General features: G+C 36.4%; 17 protein-coding genes. 3 read left to right on the forward strand and 14 right to left on the reverse strand.

Annotation, left to right across the window (positions count from 1 at the left end):
• The 14 genes from BKK50_RS08115 to tssB all read right to left on the reverse strand — a co-directional run.
• The coding region (locus tag BKK50_RS08115; protein ID WP_143529787.1) for a hypothetical protein at positions 1 to 262 on the reverse strand (262 nt) is incomplete at its 3' end.
• Positions 263 to 294: 32 nt separating this feature from the next.
• On the reverse strand, positions 295 to 3,807 hold the full coding sequence (tssM, locus tag BKK50_RS08120) for a type VI secretion system membrane subunit TssM (protein ID WP_077417073.1): 3,513 nt from the start codon (positions 3,805 to 3,807) through the stop codon (positions 295 to 297).
• Between the two features lie 321 nt (positions 3,808 to 4,128).
• Positions 4,129 to 5,484 (reverse strand): type VI secretion system protein TssA, encoded by a 1,356-nt coding sequence (tssA, locus tag BKK50_RS08125; RefSeq protein WP_077417075.1) that lies wholly within the window; start codon positions 5,482 to 5,484, stop codon positions 4,129 to 4,131.
• Positions 5,485 to 5,514: 30 nt separating this feature from the next.
• On the reverse strand, positions 5,515 to 6,165 hold the full coding sequence (gene vasI, locus BKK50_RS08130; protein ID WP_077417077.1) for a type VI secretion system-associated protein VasI: 651 nt from the start codon (positions 6,163 to 6,165) through the stop codon (positions 5,515 to 5,517).
• Positions 6,150 to 8,768: a type VI secretion system ATPase TssH gene (tssH, locus tag BKK50_RS08135; protein ID WP_077417079.1), complete on the reverse strand. Its 2,619-nt coding sequence runs from the start codon at positions 8,766 to 8,768 to the stop codon at positions 6,150 to 6,152. The genes vasI and tssH overlap by 16 nt, the downstream gene beginning before the upstream one ends.
• Positions 8,769 to 8,778: 10 nt before the next feature.
• Positions 8,779 to 9,507 (reverse strand): type IVB secretion system protein IcmH/DotU, encoded by a 729-nt coding sequence (gene icmH, locus BKK50_RS08140; protein WP_208606206.1) that lies wholly within the window; start codon positions 9,505 to 9,507, stop codon positions 8,779 to 8,781.
• Between the two features lie 2 nt (positions 9,508 to 9,509).
• Positions 9,510 to 10,853: a type VI secretion system baseplate subunit TssK gene (tssK, locus tag BKK50_RS08145; RefSeq protein ID WP_077417083.1), complete on the reverse strand. Its 1,344-nt coding sequence runs from the start codon at positions 10,851 to 10,853 to the stop codon at positions 9,510 to 9,512.
• 3 nt (positions 10,854 to 10,856) lie between these two features.
• Positions 10,857 to 11,402: a type VI secretion system lipoprotein TssJ gene (tssJ, locus tag BKK50_RS08150; protein WP_077417085.1), complete on the reverse strand. Its 546-nt coding sequence runs from the start codon at positions 11,400 to 11,402 to the stop codon at positions 10,857 to 10,859.
• A 3-nt stretch (positions 11,403 to 11,405) separates the two neighbouring features.
• A complete protein-coding gene (gene tagH, locus BKK50_RS08155) occupies positions 11,406 to 12,647 on the reverse strand; it encodes a type VI secretion system-associated FHA domain protein TagH (RefSeq protein WP_077417087.1) in 1,242 nt (413 codons plus the stop codon).
• A 156-nt stretch (positions 12,648 to 12,803) separates the two neighbouring features.
• Positions 12,804 to 13,847 carry a type VI secretion system baseplate subunit TssG gene (gene tssG / locus BKK50_RS08160; protein ID WP_077417089.1) on the reverse strand — a complete coding sequence of 348 codons (1,044 nt, stop codon included), beginning with the start codon at positions 13,845 to 13,847 and terminating at the stop codon, positions 12,804 to 12,806.
• Positions 13,811 to 15,604, reverse strand: a complete 1,794-nt coding sequence (tssF, locus tag BKK50_RS08165) for a type VI secretion system baseplate subunit TssF (RefSeq protein ID WP_077417091.1) — start codon at positions 15,602 to 15,604, stop codon at positions 13,811 to 13,813. Before tssF ends, tssG begins: the two co-directional genes overlap by 37 nt.
• Before the next feature lie 12 nt (positions 15,605 to 15,616).
• Positions 15,617 to 16,063: a type VI secretion system baseplate subunit TssE gene (gene tssE, locus BKK50_RS08170; RefSeq protein WP_077417094.1), complete on the reverse strand. Its 447-nt coding sequence runs from the start codon at positions 16,061 to 16,063 to the stop codon at positions 15,617 to 15,619.
• Between the two features lie 4 nt (positions 16,064 to 16,067).
• Entirely contained in the window at positions 16,068 to 17,552 is a 1,485-nt protein-coding gene (tssC, locus tag BKK50_RS08175) for a type VI secretion system contractile sheath large subunit (RefSeq protein ID WP_077417096.1), read from the reverse strand.
• Positions 17,553 to 17,573: 21 nt separating this feature from the next.
• A complete protein-coding gene (gene tssB / locus BKK50_RS08180; RefSeq protein WP_077417098.1) occupies positions 17,574 to 18,074 on the reverse strand; it encodes a type VI secretion system contractile sheath small subunit in 501 nt (166 codons plus the stop codon).
• A 224-nt stretch (positions 18,075 to 18,298) separates the two neighbouring features.
• Between tssB and BKK50_RS08185 the strand changes: the two genes are divergently transcribed.
• The 3 genes from BKK50_RS08185 to BKK50_RS08195 form a co-directional block, all read left to right on the forward strand.
• Positions 18,299 to 18,817: an Hcp family type VI secretion system effector gene (locus BKK50_RS08185; RefSeq protein WP_039087434.1), complete on the forward strand. Its 519-nt coding sequence runs from the start codon at positions 18,299 to 18,301 to the stop codon at positions 18,815 to 18,817.
• Positions 18,818 to 18,897: 80 nt separating this feature from the next.
• The gene (locus tag BKK50_RS08190) at positions 18,898 to 19,317 is read left to right on the forward strand and encodes a DcrB-related protein (protein WP_077417100.1); all 420 of its coding nucleotides are present in this window, start codon (positions 18,898 to 18,900) and stop codon (positions 19,315 to 19,317) included.
• 3 nt (positions 19,318 to 19,320) lie between these two features.
• On the forward strand, positions 19,321 to 20,362 hold a 1,042-nt coding region (locus tag BKK50_RS08195; RefSeq protein WP_208606207.1), incomplete at its 3' end, for a PAAR domain-containing protein.

The following is a 20,362-nucleotide window of genomic DNA, read 5'->3' on the forward strand; positions in this document are numbered from 1 at the left end:
AGGACACCACTGAAAAGGTGGACGGTGGGAAAGTCACTGTTTCTAAGGTGAACTGTAAGCCTGTCGGGGAGGATAAACCCAATAACTCAGAAACCGCACCTAGAACATTACCTGAACTGAGTTGAACGGCTAATTGGCTACCTTTGGTGAGGGTACTTTGGCTTAGGTGAAGGATCTTTTCCACTTGACCGATTTTTTGGGATAGATCCACATTATCTGCAAACTTGTTTATTTTATGTATTTTATTTGAGATCTTATTCATCATTTTTCCTAAGCCAAATTTAATTGTTTTTACTAATATAAAGTTTCTGGAATATTGAATTTCCCTAACATATCCCAAGAGAATGGATTATCTGATTCATCAATATAGACTCGATAGGTTGCATACCCCTCATGAATATCATAACGGACATCAAATGATCCTGCTTTTATATTGGAAATTTTTCCTGATGTGAGTAGTTTAATCTGTGCCCAAGGTCCTTTAAACACTAAGCTACGTGGTGATTTTTCAGCAACAGAAACTAATGTTAATTTGCTCTCTACATTATTACTCATCGAATTTGGCCAAACAACGTGAGTTTTCTTTCTCAGTCCATGGGCGTAATCTACAATTTGTCCATCGAGATTTAATACACTCCGGCGTTTATTTGATGAAATACTCAGAGGTTCAATACTAAAATGTACACCAATGCCATCATTATCTGAATTAAAAAATGTCTCTTTAATTCGCTTCGCTAATTCTAATTGTTCAACTACATCAGGACGAATTAATGACGAGTTCTCATCTGTGATATGACTCAAATCACTTTCAATAAAAGGTTTTAAGTTTGTTTCATAAAAACTATCTATTGTGCCGCCAGGTGCAAAAAAGCGACTAAACTCACTTAACGGTACTTCTTGCTGAGACTGAGATACGAATGGGTAACGCCCTTTTATATAAAGTTTATATTTTTTGACAACCTTTTCATTCCATTCGACTTCAAGTGAAACAATGGCAGATTTAAGTACTGAACGCCAAGAATACTCTGCAATCTGGTCCAACCAACGAGAAACAGGTTGTGGCATTGTTTTAGCTAATTGTTGCAACTCCAAAATAGGATCAGTGGATTTCTGATCTACTCTAAATTGCACCGCTCTCAATGCCGCTTTTCCTGAATCAGGGGCATTTTGGATAGAAAGCAAATAACGATGTAAATCAGACAGTTTCTGATAAATGGATTGAATTGTGCTATTTTTTGCATCAGCACTTTGCAATACCGATTTTTCGTCAGAAAAGCTCTGATCAATATGTGCCATTAAACGATAATCCAAGCTTTCAACGGCTTGTTGTAACGTTTTCCCTTCTTCATTCGGTAATGCCGGCGGCTGTGTATTATCACTTAGAACCTGTAAAGCTCTTTTTAAGGTCTGCTCCCCACCTGTAATTTTTTCAATAGCTGTAATGGACTCGGAAAGCGTCTCAAATTCTTTGACATCCAAGTTATTTAATGCAGAACGCCAAGTTGCAATATAATCATTGACATATTGTTCAGAAATTCTCTCTAGCATTTTTTCACGATCGGTATCGCTATACTCTAGGTTCTCTTTCAGATTAAGCACCCAGCTATCCATGGCAATTAATTCAACAAGATGAGAATCTTGCTTAATAAAGTAGTTTTTCAACCCATGTTCAGTAAAGAAACGTGGAATTTTAAGAAATTCATCATTATTGGAGAAATAAACACTATCAAATCCCGAGCCAATTTCATCACGGTAATCAAGAGGAGCGGCTAATACGGAATTTGCCTTAATTTTTAAGTTTTGATAAACCCGATTATAGATAGATGATCTACTCAATTCATCTTGTGCTTCTTTTATCGGTAGTTCATAAGGTTGATAAGTTTTAATTAATATTTCATCTCCTTGTAAGCGGCCATTAAACCAGTCCGTATGTTGTAGTGAATAATCTAAATGTGACATAAGATTATCCTGCAAAGCTTTTTGCCCTTTAAATTGCTCACTCCAATATTTTTTCATAAAATCTTTGACAAAATTATCATCTCGACCCGTTTTATCATCCAACATTCTCATTACACGTAAAATTTCTAATTTTTCCTCACTTTCTGGCTCTGCTTCATTCAACTGAACAAGTAAACCATTCATAATAGCAGGTAGAAATTTTAGTTGGAGTAATTTTAAATAGGTTTCTTCTACATAAGGCCCTATAAAGTAGCCTTGATATAACCCCATATCTTTTAGCCAATATTGTGTTTCATGATAATTTCCATAGGATAATGTCGCTTCACGAATAGGATTTAATATGGGTAGTTGTTTGTCTCCATAGTAATCAAGCTGCTCTGAAATCTTAATCTCTTTAAATGTTTTAACTTGTTCAAGAACATTTATCCCGGCATTGTGATTTTTATAATAGTAATATTGCCACAACCCAATAAATCCTAATGCGGCAATCCCTCCTATGATAGAAAATAACTTTAATTTATGGCGATAATCTTTTTTCCATCTACGGCTCTCCTTTGCTAAATTAGGAAAACTAAACAAAACCTCTTTAAAAAGCGTATAACTAAAGTAAGGTTGTGTATTTTTGACCGCCCAAGTTGAATAGGTCTGTAGTCCTAGCTGATATTGTTCTGAGGCAGACTGGACAAATACATTATCTATTTTGCCCGTTTGTGTTGATGAAGTTAAATATACCCCTTTGAAGAAGTGGAAAGATTTACCACCGTTTGCAATGAGTTGTTCAAGAAATGGGCAAATAACTTCAATCGCCGTAGATAATTGACGAATATAGCTAAAGATCTGATTTTGCTTCTCTAAATTGTCTCTAAATAAAAGAGCAGGCATCATAGCATTCATTTGAGATAACCAATCTTGCCAAAAAGACTGTAATTCCAGCTTCCACTCGGTTGTTCCATTGATTTCAAACGTTACGCCTAAAACCGATTCTTTTTGTGCTGCAGTCAGTGTTTCATAAATACTTTCAAAACCATAAAATCGATCCAATTTGGTCATAATCACGTAAATTGGCAACTCCGCTTGAGTAATAGCCAATATCTCATTCAAACGTTGATGAAGTTGTTTAATATACTGATCTTTTTGTTCTTTATTAGAGGTGACTAATTGATAAAGGTCAATGGTTAAAATAATGCCGTTTAATGGCTGTCTTGGACGAGTTTCTGCAGTCCAATTCAACAATTGATTCCAAAGTTTAGAATAAAGATAAGGTTTGTTTTCAATATTATCTTGTTGTGCAATTAAAGTATGTTTAGGACATAAGACAACCGCTTGTTCATTACTTAACAATTTGAAGTGTACAGGTTCTCCTGCTCCTTCGCCAGAATCATATAACTCAACAAAACGCCCTCCCTCTTTAAGTAACGTCTTTTTCCCACTATCCTCTATACCTAAAGCGATATACCAAGGTAAAACATATTGATAATCTTGGCGTTCGATAATACGTTTAAATTTATTTACCCAATGATCCAAATAACGTCTTTGAGTTTCTATTTCTTCTCGGATAGGGTTGTGTTGTTTTTTCTTATCTTCTTGCTGACGTGCTTCTAATGTTTTTAAACGTTGAATCATCTTCCAACTGATAAAAACGATAGCTACAATGACGAGTATAGCCGTTGTCAACCAACGCCCAGCTACGGTTTCAAACGGCTTATATTCGCCAAACACGAAGTCAGCACCTTTCCACCAAACAAAAATTAAGCACGCGAGCCAGAGTAAAATAAGTACAGTAATGCCTGAATTTTTTATCTTAGAGAGAAGTGGCTTAAAAGCAGTTAAAGCTAAAGGAAATTTCATTATACGAACCTTATCGTTTTTAAACACTAAGTGTCTCTATGTTAACCACGAACAATGTATTTGTAAAAGTATTTTCGTCTGAAAAAGAAACATTAGAGAGATGAGATTAAAGCTACTGAAAACCAATGAATTTCATTGATGAAGATAAAATTATAGATAACTTATTTACTAAAAATATTAACATTTCAAAATTAACTCCTTGTCAATATAATTTAGAAAAAACCAAACATAATAACTCTTAATTTACGAAACCTAGCATATAGTAGGTTCAATAATAAAAGTCACCAACATTCTAAATTGTAGACCACAATTATTTTTCTACTATTCTAATTTTTCAGTCAATAAACCTACCAATGATTGCTCCCATTCCTTGACAGATAAATTTTCAATTGCCTTGTCAATCGTAAGATAATATTGTCGAGCAAGATTGAGCAGCCCTCTTTTTTCCAGTTGCTGAGCAAGAAAAAGTTGATTGTAAAATTGGTTTCTTAAATCTGTATGACCCTGATCATTTAGCCTCATTAATAGGGCATCAAAGTTATTATCTTCTAAATTATCTAAAGCCAAAAGCGGGCTTGACACAACGTTTTCTTTCGGTGATAACCAGTCAAGTACGGTCTTCGGACAAAATTCACTACCATCATTGAAGCATAATGTAGATAATTGAGGAAGACGAGTAAGAAACTCATTTAATGCATTTTTTATTACTATTGAAATTTGGTAATGCCCTAGCTTCTCTGCCATCTGTGCTGATAGATAGTGGCCATAGAACCAAAATGGAGCGACAGTCAAGCTATGCTCAATATTTTGCAAAGTTTCCAATGTTGGATGTTCAAGAGCCATTTCATATATAGAAACTCTATCCTGAGAAGGAGGAGCAAGTGGTGTTTTACAATCTTCTGCAATAGGTAAAGAGGTAATACCACTCCACAGGACATAACGGCGTAACTGATAAACTACAGGGGATGTCACATCCCGTTCTGATAAATATTCTACAACCTTCAGTAAAGTATTTTTCCACGCTCGCTCATTACTTACATCAACTTCTATTGGTGCTGAAAGAGAAGCGCTGTAAGTCGTTTTTTCAACAGTTTCTTTTACATTCTTGTCTATATTAGATGTTTGCAATACAACCTTATTAGTTTGTTCTATATTAAGCAAATAAACCTGACGCAATGCGTCTATTTCTGTTGCTAATTTATTCCCCTTTAAATATTGACTAAGTTTTTCAAATAACGTTTCAGCTGCTTCTCTTTCTAAACGGGAAGAATTTTGACGAAATTGTGTGGCCCCCTTATCAAACCGCTTAATAATCTGCAACCCTAAACGATATTTTTTCATTTCTGAAACCGGTGCGGCTTGTTGCCAAAAATGTTCCACATAATCAGCAAAGAGCTGTAGACCTAATAGCAGATCCAAAATCTGACCTGAGTGCTGTAAAGTTCTAAGTAAGTGGGCTAAAATTCGCAAGTCTTTACTCTCCGTTGAGAGTAATTTAATCGCAATTTTTTGGACTTTTTCAATATCTAGTAACTCATGTTCTAGAGAACCAAGTTTGACCATTTCGCCATCTAAATATATCCAATCTGGATGTTCATCCACAATATCTACAGCAATATCATTTACGACAGTATTGAGTAAGCTTTGTCGCCAGGGGTGATTTTCCAAATAATCCATTTATATTTCTCTTTTCTAGCTCTTAAAACACTACCAATGGCAGGCAGCTCTTAAAGGTTTAATTTCTGCTTCAAGCTGTTCTATATTAAATACAAGATCATTAAATTCATTATTTTCTAACTGTATTTTCAAACGGATAGCGTGAAAAAGTTGTTGAATTTCTTTGATACCCTCTAAACCTCGACTGGCTTCTAGTAAAAAGCCCTCTTCTCTGACAAACCATTGACTTGAAAATTGATGGCGTTCTGTATTTAGCCTCACTGCGATATTAGATTGCTTGCCAATTGATGTTGGTAAGGCTATTTGTAGACGAGTAATATTATCTATACAACTCAGCATTAAAATAGGTCGTGAATTAGGATAGCCGAGTGCCGGGGTAGTTAAAATAACCCGTGAATTGGGTGGCTCTGTTTGGGTGAGAATAAATTGTAAATTTTGTGTCTCTCTCGTTTTTTCTTGTGTTTGCGCACGATTCCAGGCTTCTCCTTTAACTTCTGAAGTAGAAAGTGCGGTCATTTTATCCCCTGTTTCAATATGATCATAGCAACTCAAGCGTTCAAATACAGATGAGATCGCCCGACATTGTTGCATAGCCTGCAATACATTTGTTGATGTACTTTCATTTGCCCAGCTTGTTGACACAGAAAGCACCAGTGCCAGTGGTATCAATTTAAGATACATTCCTGTTCCCCCACTTTGGCGATAAATGTATTTTCCCGCACGAAAAACCGAATGTCGGTAATCGCCTCTCCTGAAGCCATCGCTTGCAAGAGAAGTAAAGAAACCGGCGGTAAAAGTTGCCCATCAATAATGGACTCTAATATGCGAGCGCCATTTTCAGCACGACTTGCTCTCATAAGAATTTCTTGTTCAACTTCTTCAGCTATTTCTACTCGAGCATTAAAACGACTTTCTAATAACTCTCTTAATTTCTTTAATTTGCCATTAATAATAGTGAGCAATGTCTCTTTATTGAGTGGTAAATATGGTACGACTTCCATTCTGGCAAGCAACGCCGGTTTGAAAAAATCGGCAAGAACAGGATAAAGCGCTTCTTCCATTTCTGTTGGGTTATTCGCATAATCAACAATCACTTGATAACCTAAATTAGAAGTGAGAAAGAACACAATATTTTTGCAATCAATAAGCCGACCTTCCCCATCTGCCAGTTCCCCCTTATCAAAAGCCTGATAAAACAAATTTAAGACATCAGGATGGGCTTTTTCGACTTCATCAAGCAATACGACAGAGTAAGGCTTACGGCGAATGGCTTCCGTTAAAACGCCTCCCTCACCATAACCGACATAACCCGGCGGAGAACCAATAAGACGCGACACCGTATGTTTTTCTTGAAACTCCGACATATTAATCGTGGTAAGATACTGTTTCCCACCAAATAATAAATCGGCAATTTGTAATACCGTTTCCGTTTTTCCGACACCACTTGGCCCCACTAAGAGAAAAGAACCTAGCGGTCTACCTAAACGTCTTAAATCAGCCCTGGCCGTCAATAAGTGTTTGTGTAAATGATGTATCGCTAAGGTTTGTCCCTTAATTTCTTGATTAAGGAAATCCGGCAAATGGGTAATCGTATGAAGTTCATTTTGCGATAATTTATCTAAAGGAACTCCCGTCCATTCAGCAATAATACTTTCAATTTGTTTCTTAGAAACTTGTGGAGAAACAAGATATTGTGTTTTTTGATACTTTTCTAATTTCGCCATCAAGGTTTGTAGTTTTTTTCGCTGTTTGGCGATATCCGACGTTGCATTTTCGTCTTGAGCAAGAATTTGCTCTCTTAGGGATAAAATTTGAGTTACTAAATCTCTTTGTGTTTCCCATTGTTTTGTCAGTGTTTTTTTCTGCTTTTCTAATTTATCCAAATTGGATTTAAGTTGAGACAAACGTGAATGATCTTGGCTTAACCCGACAGAAAGTTCTCGTTCCAGTAGACGAATTTCCATTTGAGCCTGATATTGCTCATTTTGATAATTTGCGAGCCTTTTAGGAGAAGAAGTAAAGTTAATAGCCACTCTCGCACAAGCTGTATCAAGCACATCAATCGCTTTATCCGGCAACTGTCTACCTGAGAGATAGCGTTCACTCAGTTGCACTGCTGCAATAAGAGCTTCTTCTTCAATTAAAACGTTATGAGCTTTTTCATAGATACCTTGTAAACCACGTAAGATTTGTATTGCTTGTTCAGTATTAGGTTCATCGACCTTAACAAGCTGAAAACGGCGTGAAAGTGCGGCATCTTTTTCAACATATTTTTTATATTCACTCCAGGTTGTTGCAGCAACTGTCCTTAATTCCCCTCGAGCAAGTGCAGGTTTAAGGAGATTGGAAACATCCAATCCACCTTGTTGGTTGCCTGCACCAATAAGGGTATGCGCCTCATCAATAAACAGAATAATTGGCGTAGGTGAAGAAATCACTTCATTCATCACACCTTTAAAGCGTTTCTCAAACTCACCTTTTACTGATGCACCTGCTTGCATTGCACCAAGATCTAACGCCATAATTTCAGCATTGAGTAACATATCCGGTACGTTTTTTTGCACAATGCGATGTGCAAGTCCTTCCACTAATGCACTTTTTCCAACACCAGCTTCACCAACAATAATCGGATTATTTTTACGGCGGCGAGATAAAATGTCGATCATAAGATCAATTTCACTATCTCGGCATAACACAGGATCAATTTTATTTTGACGAACCAGTTCAGTAATATTTTGTGTATACTTAGCCAGTCCTTCTTGATTTAACGAAGCCCCCTGATCCTGTCGTTTTTCGGGAATATCGGTTTCTACTGAATCAATGGTAATTTTGTTAAATTGTTGCTTTAAAATATCTCGATTGATATGAATGAGTTGATTCGCTGTTTGAGGTAAAACATAGCGATTTACGGAAGAAAGGAGTGCCAACAGAATCGTTCCTGTTCTCAATGTCGTATGGTTTAATTCAGTAGCTGCAAGTAACCAAGCATCTTGTAGTAAATCAATTAATAAGGGGGAAAATGCCGGATAACTCCCCTCTTCAAGTGATTTCCCTTGAAATTGGTTTAGACGAAGAGTTTCTTTTAACTCATTTTCATCGATCTGAAAGTAAGCTAAGATCTTTCTCACATCACAAAGTGGTGTATCTAAACACTGTTGGAGAAAGTGTGAAACTAAAATTTCACTTGAATTATTTGATATGCAGTAAGATGCCGTACTTTCTAATATAGTTTTAGCAATCGGCGATAATTTCCCTATCAGACTCGTTAATTCAACTTTCATCATATTTTCCTTTCTACTTTAATAGATTATTGAGCTGCTCTAAAATAATCTTGCTTTGGTAATCTAATCGGAAAAAATAAATAGAATAAATAACCGATAACCCGATAAATCCCAGCACTAATATTTTTCTAACCGTAAGCTTTTTAGGTAAATGATAAGGTTCTCTTATTTTTTTCTGATATTGGTGAAAAACCAATGCTTCATTTTGAGAATCTTTTAATGTACTTAGAAGATCATATAAACGCCGATAAACCACTTCAAATTCACCATTATGATTGTTAACTTTATAACGACCACGAAAACCCAATGAAAAACAGAGAAACATAAACTCAAGCAAATCTTTATAACGTTTAGGTTCAGACATTAATTTTTCTAATAGGATATAAACTTTTTCCCCTCCCCAAGTTTCGTTGTGAAAATGTGTTAACAATGACTTATTCAGCCAATTATTATTACTGCCCCAGCCATGGGAGAGAGCAACTTCATCAATAAACGTACAGAATATATAACGAAAAGAAACAATAACCCCAGATTCGTAACCTTGCTCTTTCAATAACTGCTCAATAGATTGAATATCGGTCACCACCTGTGTATAAAGTTTATCAGGCATTGTCTCTGAGTTTAGATCCTTTAAACGTAATAACATACCTAGAAGTGGTGTGGCCGCATCAATCATTTTATTAATGCTATGACCTCTTAACGGCAAATAATAATGTACGGAAACTTGTTCTAACTCATTCATAATTAATTCCTTACCGCCCATAAATGCATATCTAAATCAGGGAAATCACCGGAAATATGGAATGCAATACTACGGTGTAATTTAATATCATTCCATTCTTCAGAAGTCGTATCTAATTGGAAGTAGGTATAACCTGCATGGTAAGGTAATTGTCTTGGTGCTGCACCCAATGGAATTAATCCTACGCCAGGGAGTTGCACACTAACAAGCTGCTGAATTTTATATTGGGATGACACTTTGCTTTGGTGAACAAACTTATGAATAAGTGATTCGGCCGGCATTCTTGCAGAAACAGCCAGGATAAAAGTAGCATTATCAAGTAGGTTTTGATCATTGATAGAGGCAACACGTATTCCATGATGCTCAAGAGAAAGCTGAATGGAAACTGCCTTAGGTGTAAGCACAGTACTAAGAGCAATACGAATTTCAGAACATAAATTCTGGAAACTCCGAGTTAAATCCATATGATCATAAGAAACAAATGGTTTCACGATACGTGATGCATCAGTAAATGCCATCAATTCCCCCAGTAGCTGCACCAGTTCACGATAAAAAATTTCAGGATGTATATACGGATGAATGTGAAAATGTCGATAAAGCGGTAACTTTCTATTTAATAATTGCAACATCAAAAATTCAGATACTTCAGCCACACCACGTTGCCCAGGAGAACCTATACGGGAAGCTAACGTTTCTGAACGCTGTTCCAGTGTATTTTCTATTTCAGCAACAAAATCTTTTAACACCGTTGATGCAGAAATCGTCATACAGGTTGGAATAAATTTTTCATCTAGTACGATCCTACCTGTCTCTAGTCGTTCTTTAATCCGAGCAATCGGAATATAAGTATAAGCACTCTTATCATCTTGTGCTAACATTAACCTTGGTGCCAACTGTGCAAGAAAAATGACGGCGCTATCACCATTTGGAGTATGTAAATCCCGAATATCTTCATGGACTTCTTTATAACGAACAATATGATTATTTTTTTGGTATTCTGATTGAATTTCATTAATTGTATAAGTCAATGTTGGCAATGCAAGATAAACATGCTGCCCTTGTACATTATCATTTGCTTTAATTTCCAATACATTAGGATAAGCATCTTGTGATGGCACATCAAAGTATGTCCCATCGGATAAGTACCCTTTTGCAGAAAGTACAGAAATACGTCCTAAATTTAGCAGTTCCTGATCGATTTCTAATGACTGCAATCCATAATTATAAACAGCAGATGATAAGATTTGATTAGAAAGTAAATAGTCTAAATGCCGTTGCTGTTGCTGAAAATGCTGGGGGCGCACAAAGGTACCTTCCCCCCAAATAACACGATTTCTTTTTGCCATGAATTACTCATACTCCATCATTTCAACTTCTAATCGCCGCAAATGGACCAATACATGATAATTATGTCCTTTTCCATCTAATTTTATTACCGAACGCCATTGTGATTTTTCTGGTTCGGAATAGTAAGCGATAACACCTAAATAACGATTTTTTTCGTCCAAAGTAATATCTGGAATCACCTTATAATCCCCAGGTTTAATAGTATAATCTTGATGATCGAGATAATTTTTACCGAGAATTTCGTCTAACTTACTTTCACTGAATTGCTCATAATAAGATTCCAAAAGTTTAGAATCTTCAGTTAAATAAACAATCTGAACCTGAATTGGGGATGCCTCGCCTTCCTCGTTTTCATTAATGTCTTTTTCTGACAAGAATGTGAGTGAAAGAGTAGATGGTCGTTCGTCTAATTTTCCGACAGGGATATTGGGATCCATAATTACTTGCCCAATTTTGCTTGCAGCATTGAGCGGTCCACTGCAACCTGAAAGCTGTGAAGAAATAAAAACAGCAAGTAAAATTTGAAGGATAAATTGGTATGATTTCATTTACTATCCTTTGTTCTGATGATCCCTGAGTGATTTATCATAAGCCTGGGCATATACTTCCCAAAATAGCTTTTCAAAGCCCTTCTGCCTTGTAGATGTCAGCTCTTGATAATAATTTTCATACATTTCCCATGCCCACGCAGCATTTTTTTCTTTCGTTTCATTACTACGACGATAATTTTCGAAACGAGAAAGTAATACTACAGGTGAGAAAGCTTGCAAAATAGCCGTTAATGCACTCAGTATTGCCACTTTATTCGCTTCATTATGGATCAATAAATTATTTAAACTTTCAGACACAGCAGCAGGTGCTGATAAATGCACAGGGCTCTTTTGATTACCAAATAAAATATCCATCGTTGAACTATAATCCAAATTTAATCGAAGTGGATTATCTTCAATAGGGCGTAAATGCTTGTCAGATAAACTGTTTTGTTCTTGCTGTAATGCTAACAGTCCATCAATAGCGACTTTGAGTGTTTTTCCAACTTCACCTAAAATATCATTAATATCTTGGCTATTCTGCAATGGAATTTGTACATTCATCTCCCTCAATAAAGGGGAAATAGTCACATAGGCATTCTCAACATATTCTGATGTTTCCGAATGTTTTTTCGTGGATGGAAGATCCATAAAATGAGTGTTTGTTGACATGTCTGAACCTATTTTTCTTGGTGAAGAGAGAGAGGCTAAAGAATCTAGAGATTTATTGTGATTTTCGTTAATTAAATTGTTCTGAGCTGATAATGCAACTAATGGATCTACAGATATGCTATCATCTATCGTGTTATTTTCTATTTTATACTGAGTTTCATTGCGTTGTTGATCCCCAATCAATTCTTTTAAGTGATCTTGTTTGTTACCGATAATTTCTTCTGGTCTGAGAGAAAGTGCAGTTAAATCAACTTGACTTTCATCTTCAATATACACTCGAAGATTAATTTCACCAAATGTAAGCACATCACCTTTAGTCAAACGAGTAAATCCCGAGCGAGAAGTAACTTCTGCGTTATTAATAAAAATAGTCCCTTTCCCTAATACCAATAAGCAATAATAATTGTCTCTCCATTCGACTCTTGCCAAATCTATCGGTAAGTGTTTTTTACGATCTTGGATAACCCAGTGATTATTATCACCACTCCCGATTGTTCCCCCATTTTTATCAAAAATAAAGTAGGCTGCACATCCACTTTCAATACTTTCCGTATTAGTAACCTGAAAAATAAGAATATCTGTTTTTTCCATCTTATCGTCCTTATTCTCTCTTTTATGATTAACCCTTATCTCAGATTTTCCTTTATTTAGAAACCAATAGCAAACGGAATTTTTATCACCTTAGATAATCTTTTTTTGTTAAAGTTATCCCTGCTGATAAGAAATAAATAGATAATACTTTAGAGTCTATTCACGAATAGTCAATAGCACATTCGGCTCTTTCTCTACCTTTCCTGTAAATGTTGTCCATCCCAGCAAGCTATCTTGCTGGGTACCTAATACCATGCCGGAAACTTGTTTTTCCGATAGCCCCAAATATAAATCCCACGCAAATTGATCTTTTAAGATAAAGGACATAAAGGTAACTAGAGGTAAATAATTTTCTCCATTGGGCAGAAAAGATAAAAATTCACGTCGAGACAATTGTGTAATACGTAACTCGAATTTACTCCCCCTATCTGGTTTTTTTGAGCCTAATGTGAAATTTACCCCTAGGCAAGAACGTCCTTTGGCTGGTCTCCCTGCTTCTTTTCTCATAACACCTAAACGATTCTGTTCTTCTTCGTCAATATGCACATAGCGAAATTGCCAGTCTCTTAAACTAACATGGTTAAGATCAAAACAATGAGCAACTAGGCTACAAATCACTTCTGGAGAACGAGCAGGACTAGACAAAATTCCAGCATATGCAAGCATTTTAGAATGATTAACTGAAAGTTTGTTACGTGTACTTTTATATCCAAGCCCAACTAAAGAAAACATTCGCTCAGAAAAATGATCTTGTCCTCCATTACGATAGTTAATGTAATAACGATATTTTCTCCAAATCTGATGTGCTAATAAGGCAAAACGATGATTGAATAGATCCATAAAATCAACTAATCGGTTTTCTTTATGTAAATATTCCTTAGCAAGACTTTCAAGGTAGTAACCTGGTAAAGGTGATTGACTTCCATGTAAACCTAAAAAGGACAATTCAAGCAGATATTTGCCATTATTCTTTTGAGAAAGTGAAACTAAATCACGAATAGGATATTCTAATCCTGCACTTGATATTAAACGGATTGGTTCATTTTTTGCGGATAATGATAGTATTTGTGCCGCCTCAACCTGATTAAATCGGCATAATAACTCCATCAATTGGTAGAAGTTATATCGGCTAATATCAATCTTTTCACCAAATTTTTTTTCTGTTACATCAATTTGTGCTGTCCAATTTGAATAGGCCATTCATAACTCTCTTGATTATCAATATTAATGACTTTTAATTTGTGAAAAGAATTAACACTTGCATAAAGTGAGAAGAATCGGGACAAAACAGTACAAAACAGAAACATCTCACCTTCTCCATTAAATTCACTTTGTTTAATATAAAGGGTTGATTGTAGCCCCCTAACAGAGATCCCTTTAAATAGACGATCAACCGGCTTAGTTTCGATAGATTGAATCGCATCTAATTTCTTTTGAGAAATACGTGCATTACGCCGACTATGCCAACTCGGTAAATCATAGGTTTTTATAATTTCTTTCAGCGCATCAATCTCTAATAGAGATAAATAATTCAATGAGGAATTGGAGATTAATTTCCACGCTAATGTACCATCCAATATAGGATGAAGGGGCACAGAAGGACGGGTAATATTACTAAAATTTGCTACAGCGGGATTCTGCTCAGTTTTGATACAAATATCGCCTATTTTTAAATAGGATGGAATATCTCGATTTGTACAAGTTAAATCGACTGAAATAGACTCTTCCATATTTAATAAAACGGTTTCATCTCCTCTGACAAAAGAAAGATAATGATCAAAACCACGATGAAATAATGCTTCTTTTGACCGCACTTTATAATATAAAACCGTCCTATCTTTTACATATTCAATTTGATGTTCAAAACTTTCAAAAGCAGGATAAATACGGCGACTTCCCCGTATTTGTCCTTGTTTTGACTTTTTGTCTTCTAAATAGCTTGACACTTTATCAATAGAGAATATTTCATACCATTGGGGATGGCTATGACTACCTTTTAAGCTATATTCTGTTTTCTCTCCACTCAATACTATAGGCTCACTACTATGCTCAAATAAATTAACAGCGGGCGTACAGTGTAGCTTAAATGTATCACTTTTTATTTGTACATCAGATGACAGAGGTTGAGAAAAACTTAAATGTAGGCTAAAAGTTCGTGCTGAAACCTGAGTTGGAAGTCGCTCTACACCCGTTACATCAAAAAATAAGAACCCTTCAGGGAAACAAAAATATTCCTGCAAAATACGATAACCACTATAGGTATTTTTGGGATAAGGCAACAGTGCTTCATCTTTCTCAAATCCAACGGGAGCAAAATTAAAAGATGGCAATGAATATTTTTTACCGTTTATTTCTAATTCCGCCCCCTCTAAATAATAACTGAACCAAAGATATAACTGCTGATTTGTATAATCGTCTGCAGCTAAATAAAAACGCAACTTGTTAAGATCTAGTTCTTCAAAGCGTAAATCGGTTTCTGCAAAAAATTCAATAGAAATAACCGCTCTCTCATTACTATTTAATACACTCGCATCATGAATTTTAAATGGGTTAAGCCACACGTCTCGACACGTTTTAAATTGGCATTGTAAAGCATTTTCCCCAACATCTACTGAAATAGGATGACTAAGTAACATCGTTCCTTTTTCCACATTATCTGTAGATTGGGTAACCTTTGTATCGGGATAAAATTCGACTATTGTCATACTTGGAGTTGGTCGAAGATAATTCGGCCATAGCATATTAATCAAGCTATGGGTAAACTCGGGAAATTGATCTTCAATTTTAGCCCGCAAACTCCCCGATAGGAATGCAAAGCCTTCTAATAAGCGTTCAACATCAGGATCCGCACTTTTTTCTGAGAGAAAATTAGCCAGATGTGGTTTTTCTATCGCAATTTCACGTCCTAATTCACGAAGATAATCTAATTCTTGTCTAAAATATTGCTCTAAAGACATTCCATTATTTCCTTAAATGACATTGTTCATATCTAAATAATAGCGGTGATCATTATCTAAATGTAAATTAAATGAAATTAAACGTTGATGTTCCTGAAATGAGACGATCGCTTCAACATAAAAAAATAGTGTTAAGGGCTGATCTTCATTTGGTAAAGGACGAACCTTCACGTCAACAATACGGGGCTCAAAGTTCAATATGCACTCTTGAATAATCTTCGCAATATTTTGATAAATATCAATTGCACTACCTGTAGCATCATTTAAATCCATAATACCGAGTGTCACCGCACTCTGTGCTGTGCCTGGGTGAGTATTTAAAATATGGTTCAGATTATTTTTAATGGAATAAATAAATCCCTTTAATCCAATAGAAGAAGAAGGACTTTCGTCCTTCTTTTGTATTCTTTCAAATAAACTAACCGAACTATCGCGCGACCAGTTTAATAACGCAGCCATTAAATTATTCCTTATCTAAGCGTCCAACTAATGAAAGCTCAAAGTTTGATCCCATGTATTTAAAATGCGGTCTTAATTTAATAGATGATAAGAACCAACCTGGATCGCCTTCTACATCCGATACTGTGATAGATGCAGCTCTGAACGGTCGGCGGCTACGCACATCTGCAGGCGGATTTTCTTGATCCGCTACATATTGTTTCAACCATTTATTTAATTCTGTTTGGAGATCCGTGGCTTCTTTCCAGCTACCGATTTGCTCACGTTGTAATACTTTTAAGAAATGTGCAACACGCGTAATCATAAATGTATAAGGCAACTGTGTTCCTAATTTATAATTCGTTTCAGCAATTTTACCTTCTTTTGTATTGGAAAATACTTTTGGTTTTTGTACAGAATTTGCGGAGAAGAATGCGGCATTATCACTACCTTTACGCATTGTTAATGCGATAAATCCTTCTTCAGCCAACTCAAATTCCCGGCGATCAGTAATTAAAATCTCTGTTGGAATTTTTGGCTGAATTTGTCCCATTGCTTCATAAATGTGTACAGGTAAATCATAGACTGCCCCGCCACTTTGTGGTCCAATAATATTGGCACACCAACGGTATTTTGCAAAACTATCGGTTAGACAAGATGCCAATAAAAATGCACTATTTCCCCATAAGTAATGTTCGTGATCCTTACTCACATCTTCTTCATAAGCAAAAGTTTTAACTGGGTTATCCGACATAGAGTAAGGCAAACGGGTTAGGAAACGCGTTGCTGTTAAGCCTAAACTGCGCGAATCTTCGGATTCTCTTAACGAGCGCCATTTGGCATACATTGGACCTTCAAAGACCGATTTAAGATCTTTTATAGCAGGAAGCTCCGTGTAGCTTGAAATACCAAAGAAAGAAGGCGCAACAGATGAAATAAACGGTGCATGTGCCATTGCCCCCACTGCACTCACATACTGGAGTAACTTCATATCAGGCGCTTTTGGTGTAAATTCATAGTTACCAATAACAGCGCCAATAGGCTCACCACCAAATTGTCCATAACCTGAAGAATAAACATGTTTATAAAAACCAGATTGCACAATTTCAGGGGCAAATTCGAAATCATCTAATAATTCTTCTTTAGTTGCGTGAATAATATTAATTTTAATATTTTCTCTAAAATCTGTTTTATCCACCAATAATTTTAATGAACGCCAAGATGACTCTAAATTACGAAATTCCGTATGATGCAAAATTTCATCAACTTGTGCACTTAACTTCTTATCAATTTCATTAATCATCTTATCAATCAATAACTTATTAACCGGTTCTTCTTTAGAACCAGTCTCCAAAATATTACTGATAAATGCTGCAACACCTTGTTTAGCTACATCATATCCTTCGCTATCCTCTGCAAGGCGAGTTTGAGCCATAATTTCATCAAGCAAGGAAATACCTTGAGTCTTGGTTTCAACTTGTTCTATGTTTTGTTGATTATTTTCAGCCATAACACAATCCTTATTTACTTACTATTTTTGATCAATGATATTTAATTCTGCTAACAACTGAGCACGAGATTCTTCATCTACCAATAGCTCGGCAATTCTTGTACGAAAAGCCGGCACATTACCTAAAGGACCTTTTACTGCAGTTAATGCTTCACGCAACTCTAATAATTTACGTAACTCGGGGACAGCCTTAACAATATTATCCGGAGAAAAGTCTTGTAAAGATTTAATGTCAAGCTGAACATTAATTTCATCATCAGGACCAGCACGTTCATCCAACTTATTTGGCACATTAATATTTAAACCGATTTCCATCTCTTCCATAACAGAAGAAAAATTATTTTTATCAATCGATACCATTGAGCGCTCTTCAATAGAGGTATCTTCAGTTTTTCCTTTCATATCACCAACAACTAAAAGGTTTAACGGTAACTCAACTTCAGCAGCTTCCCCGCCTGTTGCAGGAACATATTTAATATTGATTCGCTCTTTAGGTGCAACGGAACCTTCTTTTTTGCTCATAGCATTGTCCTTCTGTATGAATGTTAATAAAAGAAAGAGAACGGCTTAAAATTGCTGTTCGATGATTTTAGTATAACAAAATTTTATTATTTAAATAGAGTATTTCTTATACTTTTTATTGTTTTTTTAGATAAAAAACGACATACTAAGGACTGGAAAATCCTCGTAGTTTTCCAATCTGATAAGTCATTCTTTATTATTTTATACATCAAGTGAGGACTGTTATGCCTACTCCATGTTATGTTTCTATTACAGGTAAAACCCAGGGTAATATTACTGCCGGGGCTTTCACAGCAGATTCTGTCGGTAATATCTTTGTTGAAGGACACGAAGATCAAATGTTGGTTCAACAGGTTAAACATCAAGTGCTTGTGCCAACCGATCCACAATCAGGCCAACCATCTGGTCAACGTGCACATAAGCCGTTAATTTTAACCGTCGCTTTAAATAAAGCTGTACCATTACTTTACAATGCTCTCGCTTCCGGTGAAATGTTGCCAAAAGTGGAACTAAAATGGTATCGCACATCTGTTGAAGGCAAACAAGAGCATTATTTCACAACTACGTTGGAAGATGCCACTATCGTTAATATGGATCTCTTAATGCCACACGCCCAAGACCCAAGCCAAAAAGAGTTTACTCAATTGTTAGACATTTACTTGGCTTATCGTAAAATCACTTGGGAACACACTGTGGCCGGCACATCTGGTTCTGATGACTGGCGTACGCCAATCGAAGCCTAATAGAGGCAAAATAGAAGTATGGCATGTGAGAAATTACAACCATACTTTTATTTTTAATCATTTTAATTACAAGGATAAGAATGAATTCCAATACTTACAGATTAAATGAAGGTTTAATCAATATCCCGGTCAATTGGCAAGATCAATCAATGAATGTGTTTACCTTGCCTGATGATAGTGGCATTAACCTTGTTATTAACCGAGCAACAATTCCAACCGGAATCACTGAAGAAGAATACCTCGCTCAAGTTATCTCTCAGTTTAGAACTACATTAAAAGCGTATCGGGAATTAACCATTGAAGACATAACGCTTTCAGAACACCCGGCTAAATTACTTGAATATCAATGGGAAACACCTGAAGGGGTAATGTATCAACTAACAGTATTACAAGTTTATCAACAACGTTTGATGACATTTACCTATACTTCAACAATGGTCTTTACGCCGTCTCAACGACAAGCATTGCTTGAAATTATTTATAGTTTTTCTTTAACTTAGCCTATGACCCAACAGTCCCCAGCAGACATCGTACAACGTGTCACACAACACATCACCAACTTTCAACGCTCTCAAGTTGCATTGTTAGGCGATGCTGACTTTGTTGAACCGGCTGCCCGACAAACTGATGTCATCAAGCATCGGAGTTTTTGGGCGGCCCTTGCCGGAGCAGTTGTTGGTGCTACAATAACAGCAGGGATTTTTGGCGTTGCGACTTTCCTCACCGGTGGGTTCGGAGGATTAGTCTTTGGGACTTTATTTACTGCTTTGGCATCCGATTTAATTGAAAGTGCTGCAAATAAAGTTGAAGAGTGGCTAACTCCCGCCTCACCCAGCGGCACAATTACCCGAGGCTCCCCCACCGTTCTTGTCAACAATTTGCCTCTTGCCTTTGCTACATTAAAAGATGTCGCCCCGACGATTGGTTGTAATGACCACGGTCCGCAAGAAAAAATTGCTCTAGGTAGTGAAACCGTTTTTGTTGAAGGCAACCCTGTCGCCCGTAAAGGGGACAGAACGACTTGCGATGGCTTAATTGATTCCGGCTCCCCTAATGTATTTTTCGGTTCAGGGCAAGCACTGTATGCTCCTATTAAACCTGAATTTAATGATATACAAAAGGCCTTATTAGTCGCCGTTGAATTTGTGATTCCGCCGACCGCTCTTTTTAGTAAAGGATTATTTAAAGCATTTACCCGCATAGGAAAAGTGGTTGCCACGAAAGGACCAAAAGCGGGGGCGATATTAGCTGGACGTCAAGCTTTACGTTCACTTAAAAATCCCCCGGTCATCCGTAACTTTGGCTGTGCTAAAACTGCTTTTACAAAAAATAAAGGCATAAAACGATATACGGAAAGTGCTAAAAAATGGGTAAAAGGAGACCCCATCGATGTTCTTTCCGGTCAAGTGGTTGAACAACGAACGGATTTCACCCTCGGTCAAACTATTCCACTTTCTTTCACCCGAACTTGGGCGAGAAGTAAAGAAACCGACTTTGCCGATGGGTTTTGTGGGCGTTATTGGGCGGATAATTTTTCTGAATATG

The sequence above is a fragment of the Rodentibacter rarus genome (genome assembly GCF_001998965.1).
Taxonomy (GTDB): domain Bacteria; phylum Pseudomonadota; class Gammaproteobacteria; order Enterobacterales; family Pasteurellaceae; genus Rodentibacter; species Rodentibacter rarus.

Bases quoted from the DNA above. Each gene is read 5' to 3' on its own strand.
- tssM (WP_077417073.1), bottom strand. From the start codon at position 3,807: ATGAAATTTCCTTTAGCTTTAACTGCTTTTAAGCCACTTCTCTCTAAG.
- tssA (WP_077417075.1), bottom strand. From the start codon at position 5,484: ATGGATTATTTGGAAAATCACCCCTGGCGACAAAGCTTACTCAATACT.
- vasI (WP_077417077.1), bottom strand. From the start codon at position 6,165: ATGTATCTTAAATTGATACCACTGGCACTGGTGCTTTCTGTGTCAACA.
- tssH (WP_077417079.1), bottom strand. From the start codon at position 8,768: ATGATGAAAGTTGAATTAACGAGTCTGATAGGGAAATTATCGCCGATT.
- icmH (WP_208606206.1), bottom strand. From the start codon at position 9,507: ATGAATGAGTTAGAACAAGTTTCCGTACATTATTATTTGCCGTTAAGA.
- tssK (WP_077417083.1), bottom strand. From the start codon at position 10,853: ATGGCAAAAAGAAATCGTGTTATTTGGGGGGAAGGTACCTTTGTGCGC.
- tssJ (WP_077417085.1), bottom strand. From the start codon at position 11,402: ATGAAATCATACCAATTTATCCTTCAAATTTTACTTGCTGTTTTTATT.
- tagH (WP_077417087.1), bottom strand. From the start codon at position 12,647: ATGGAAAAAACAGATATTCTTATTTTTCAGGTTACTAATACGGAAAGT.
- tssG (WP_077417089.1), bottom strand. From the start codon at position 13,847: ATGGCCTATTCAAATTGGACAGCACAAATTGATGTAACAGAAAAAAAA.
- tssF (WP_077417091.1), bottom strand. From the start codon at position 15,604: ATGTCTTTAGAGCAATATTTTAGACAAGAATTAGATTATCTTCGTGAA.
- tssE (WP_077417094.1), bottom strand. From the start codon at position 16,063: ATGGCTGCGTTATTAAACTGGTCGCGCGATAGTTCGGTTAGTTTATTT.
- tssC (WP_077417096.1), bottom strand. From the start codon at position 17,552: ATGGCTGAAAATAATCAACAAAACATAGAACAAGTTGAAACCAAGACT.
- tssB (WP_077417098.1), bottom strand. From the start codon at position 18,074: ATGAGCAAAAAAGAAGGTTCCGTTGCACCTAAAGAGCGAATCAATATT.
- BKK50_RS08185 (WP_039087434.1), top strand. From the start codon at position 18,299: ATGCCTACTCCATGTTATGTTTCTATTACAGGTAAAACCCAGGGTAAT.
- BKK50_RS08190 (WP_077417100.1), top strand. From the start codon at position 18,898: ATGAATTCCAATACTTACAGATTAAATGAAGGTTTAATCAATATCCCG.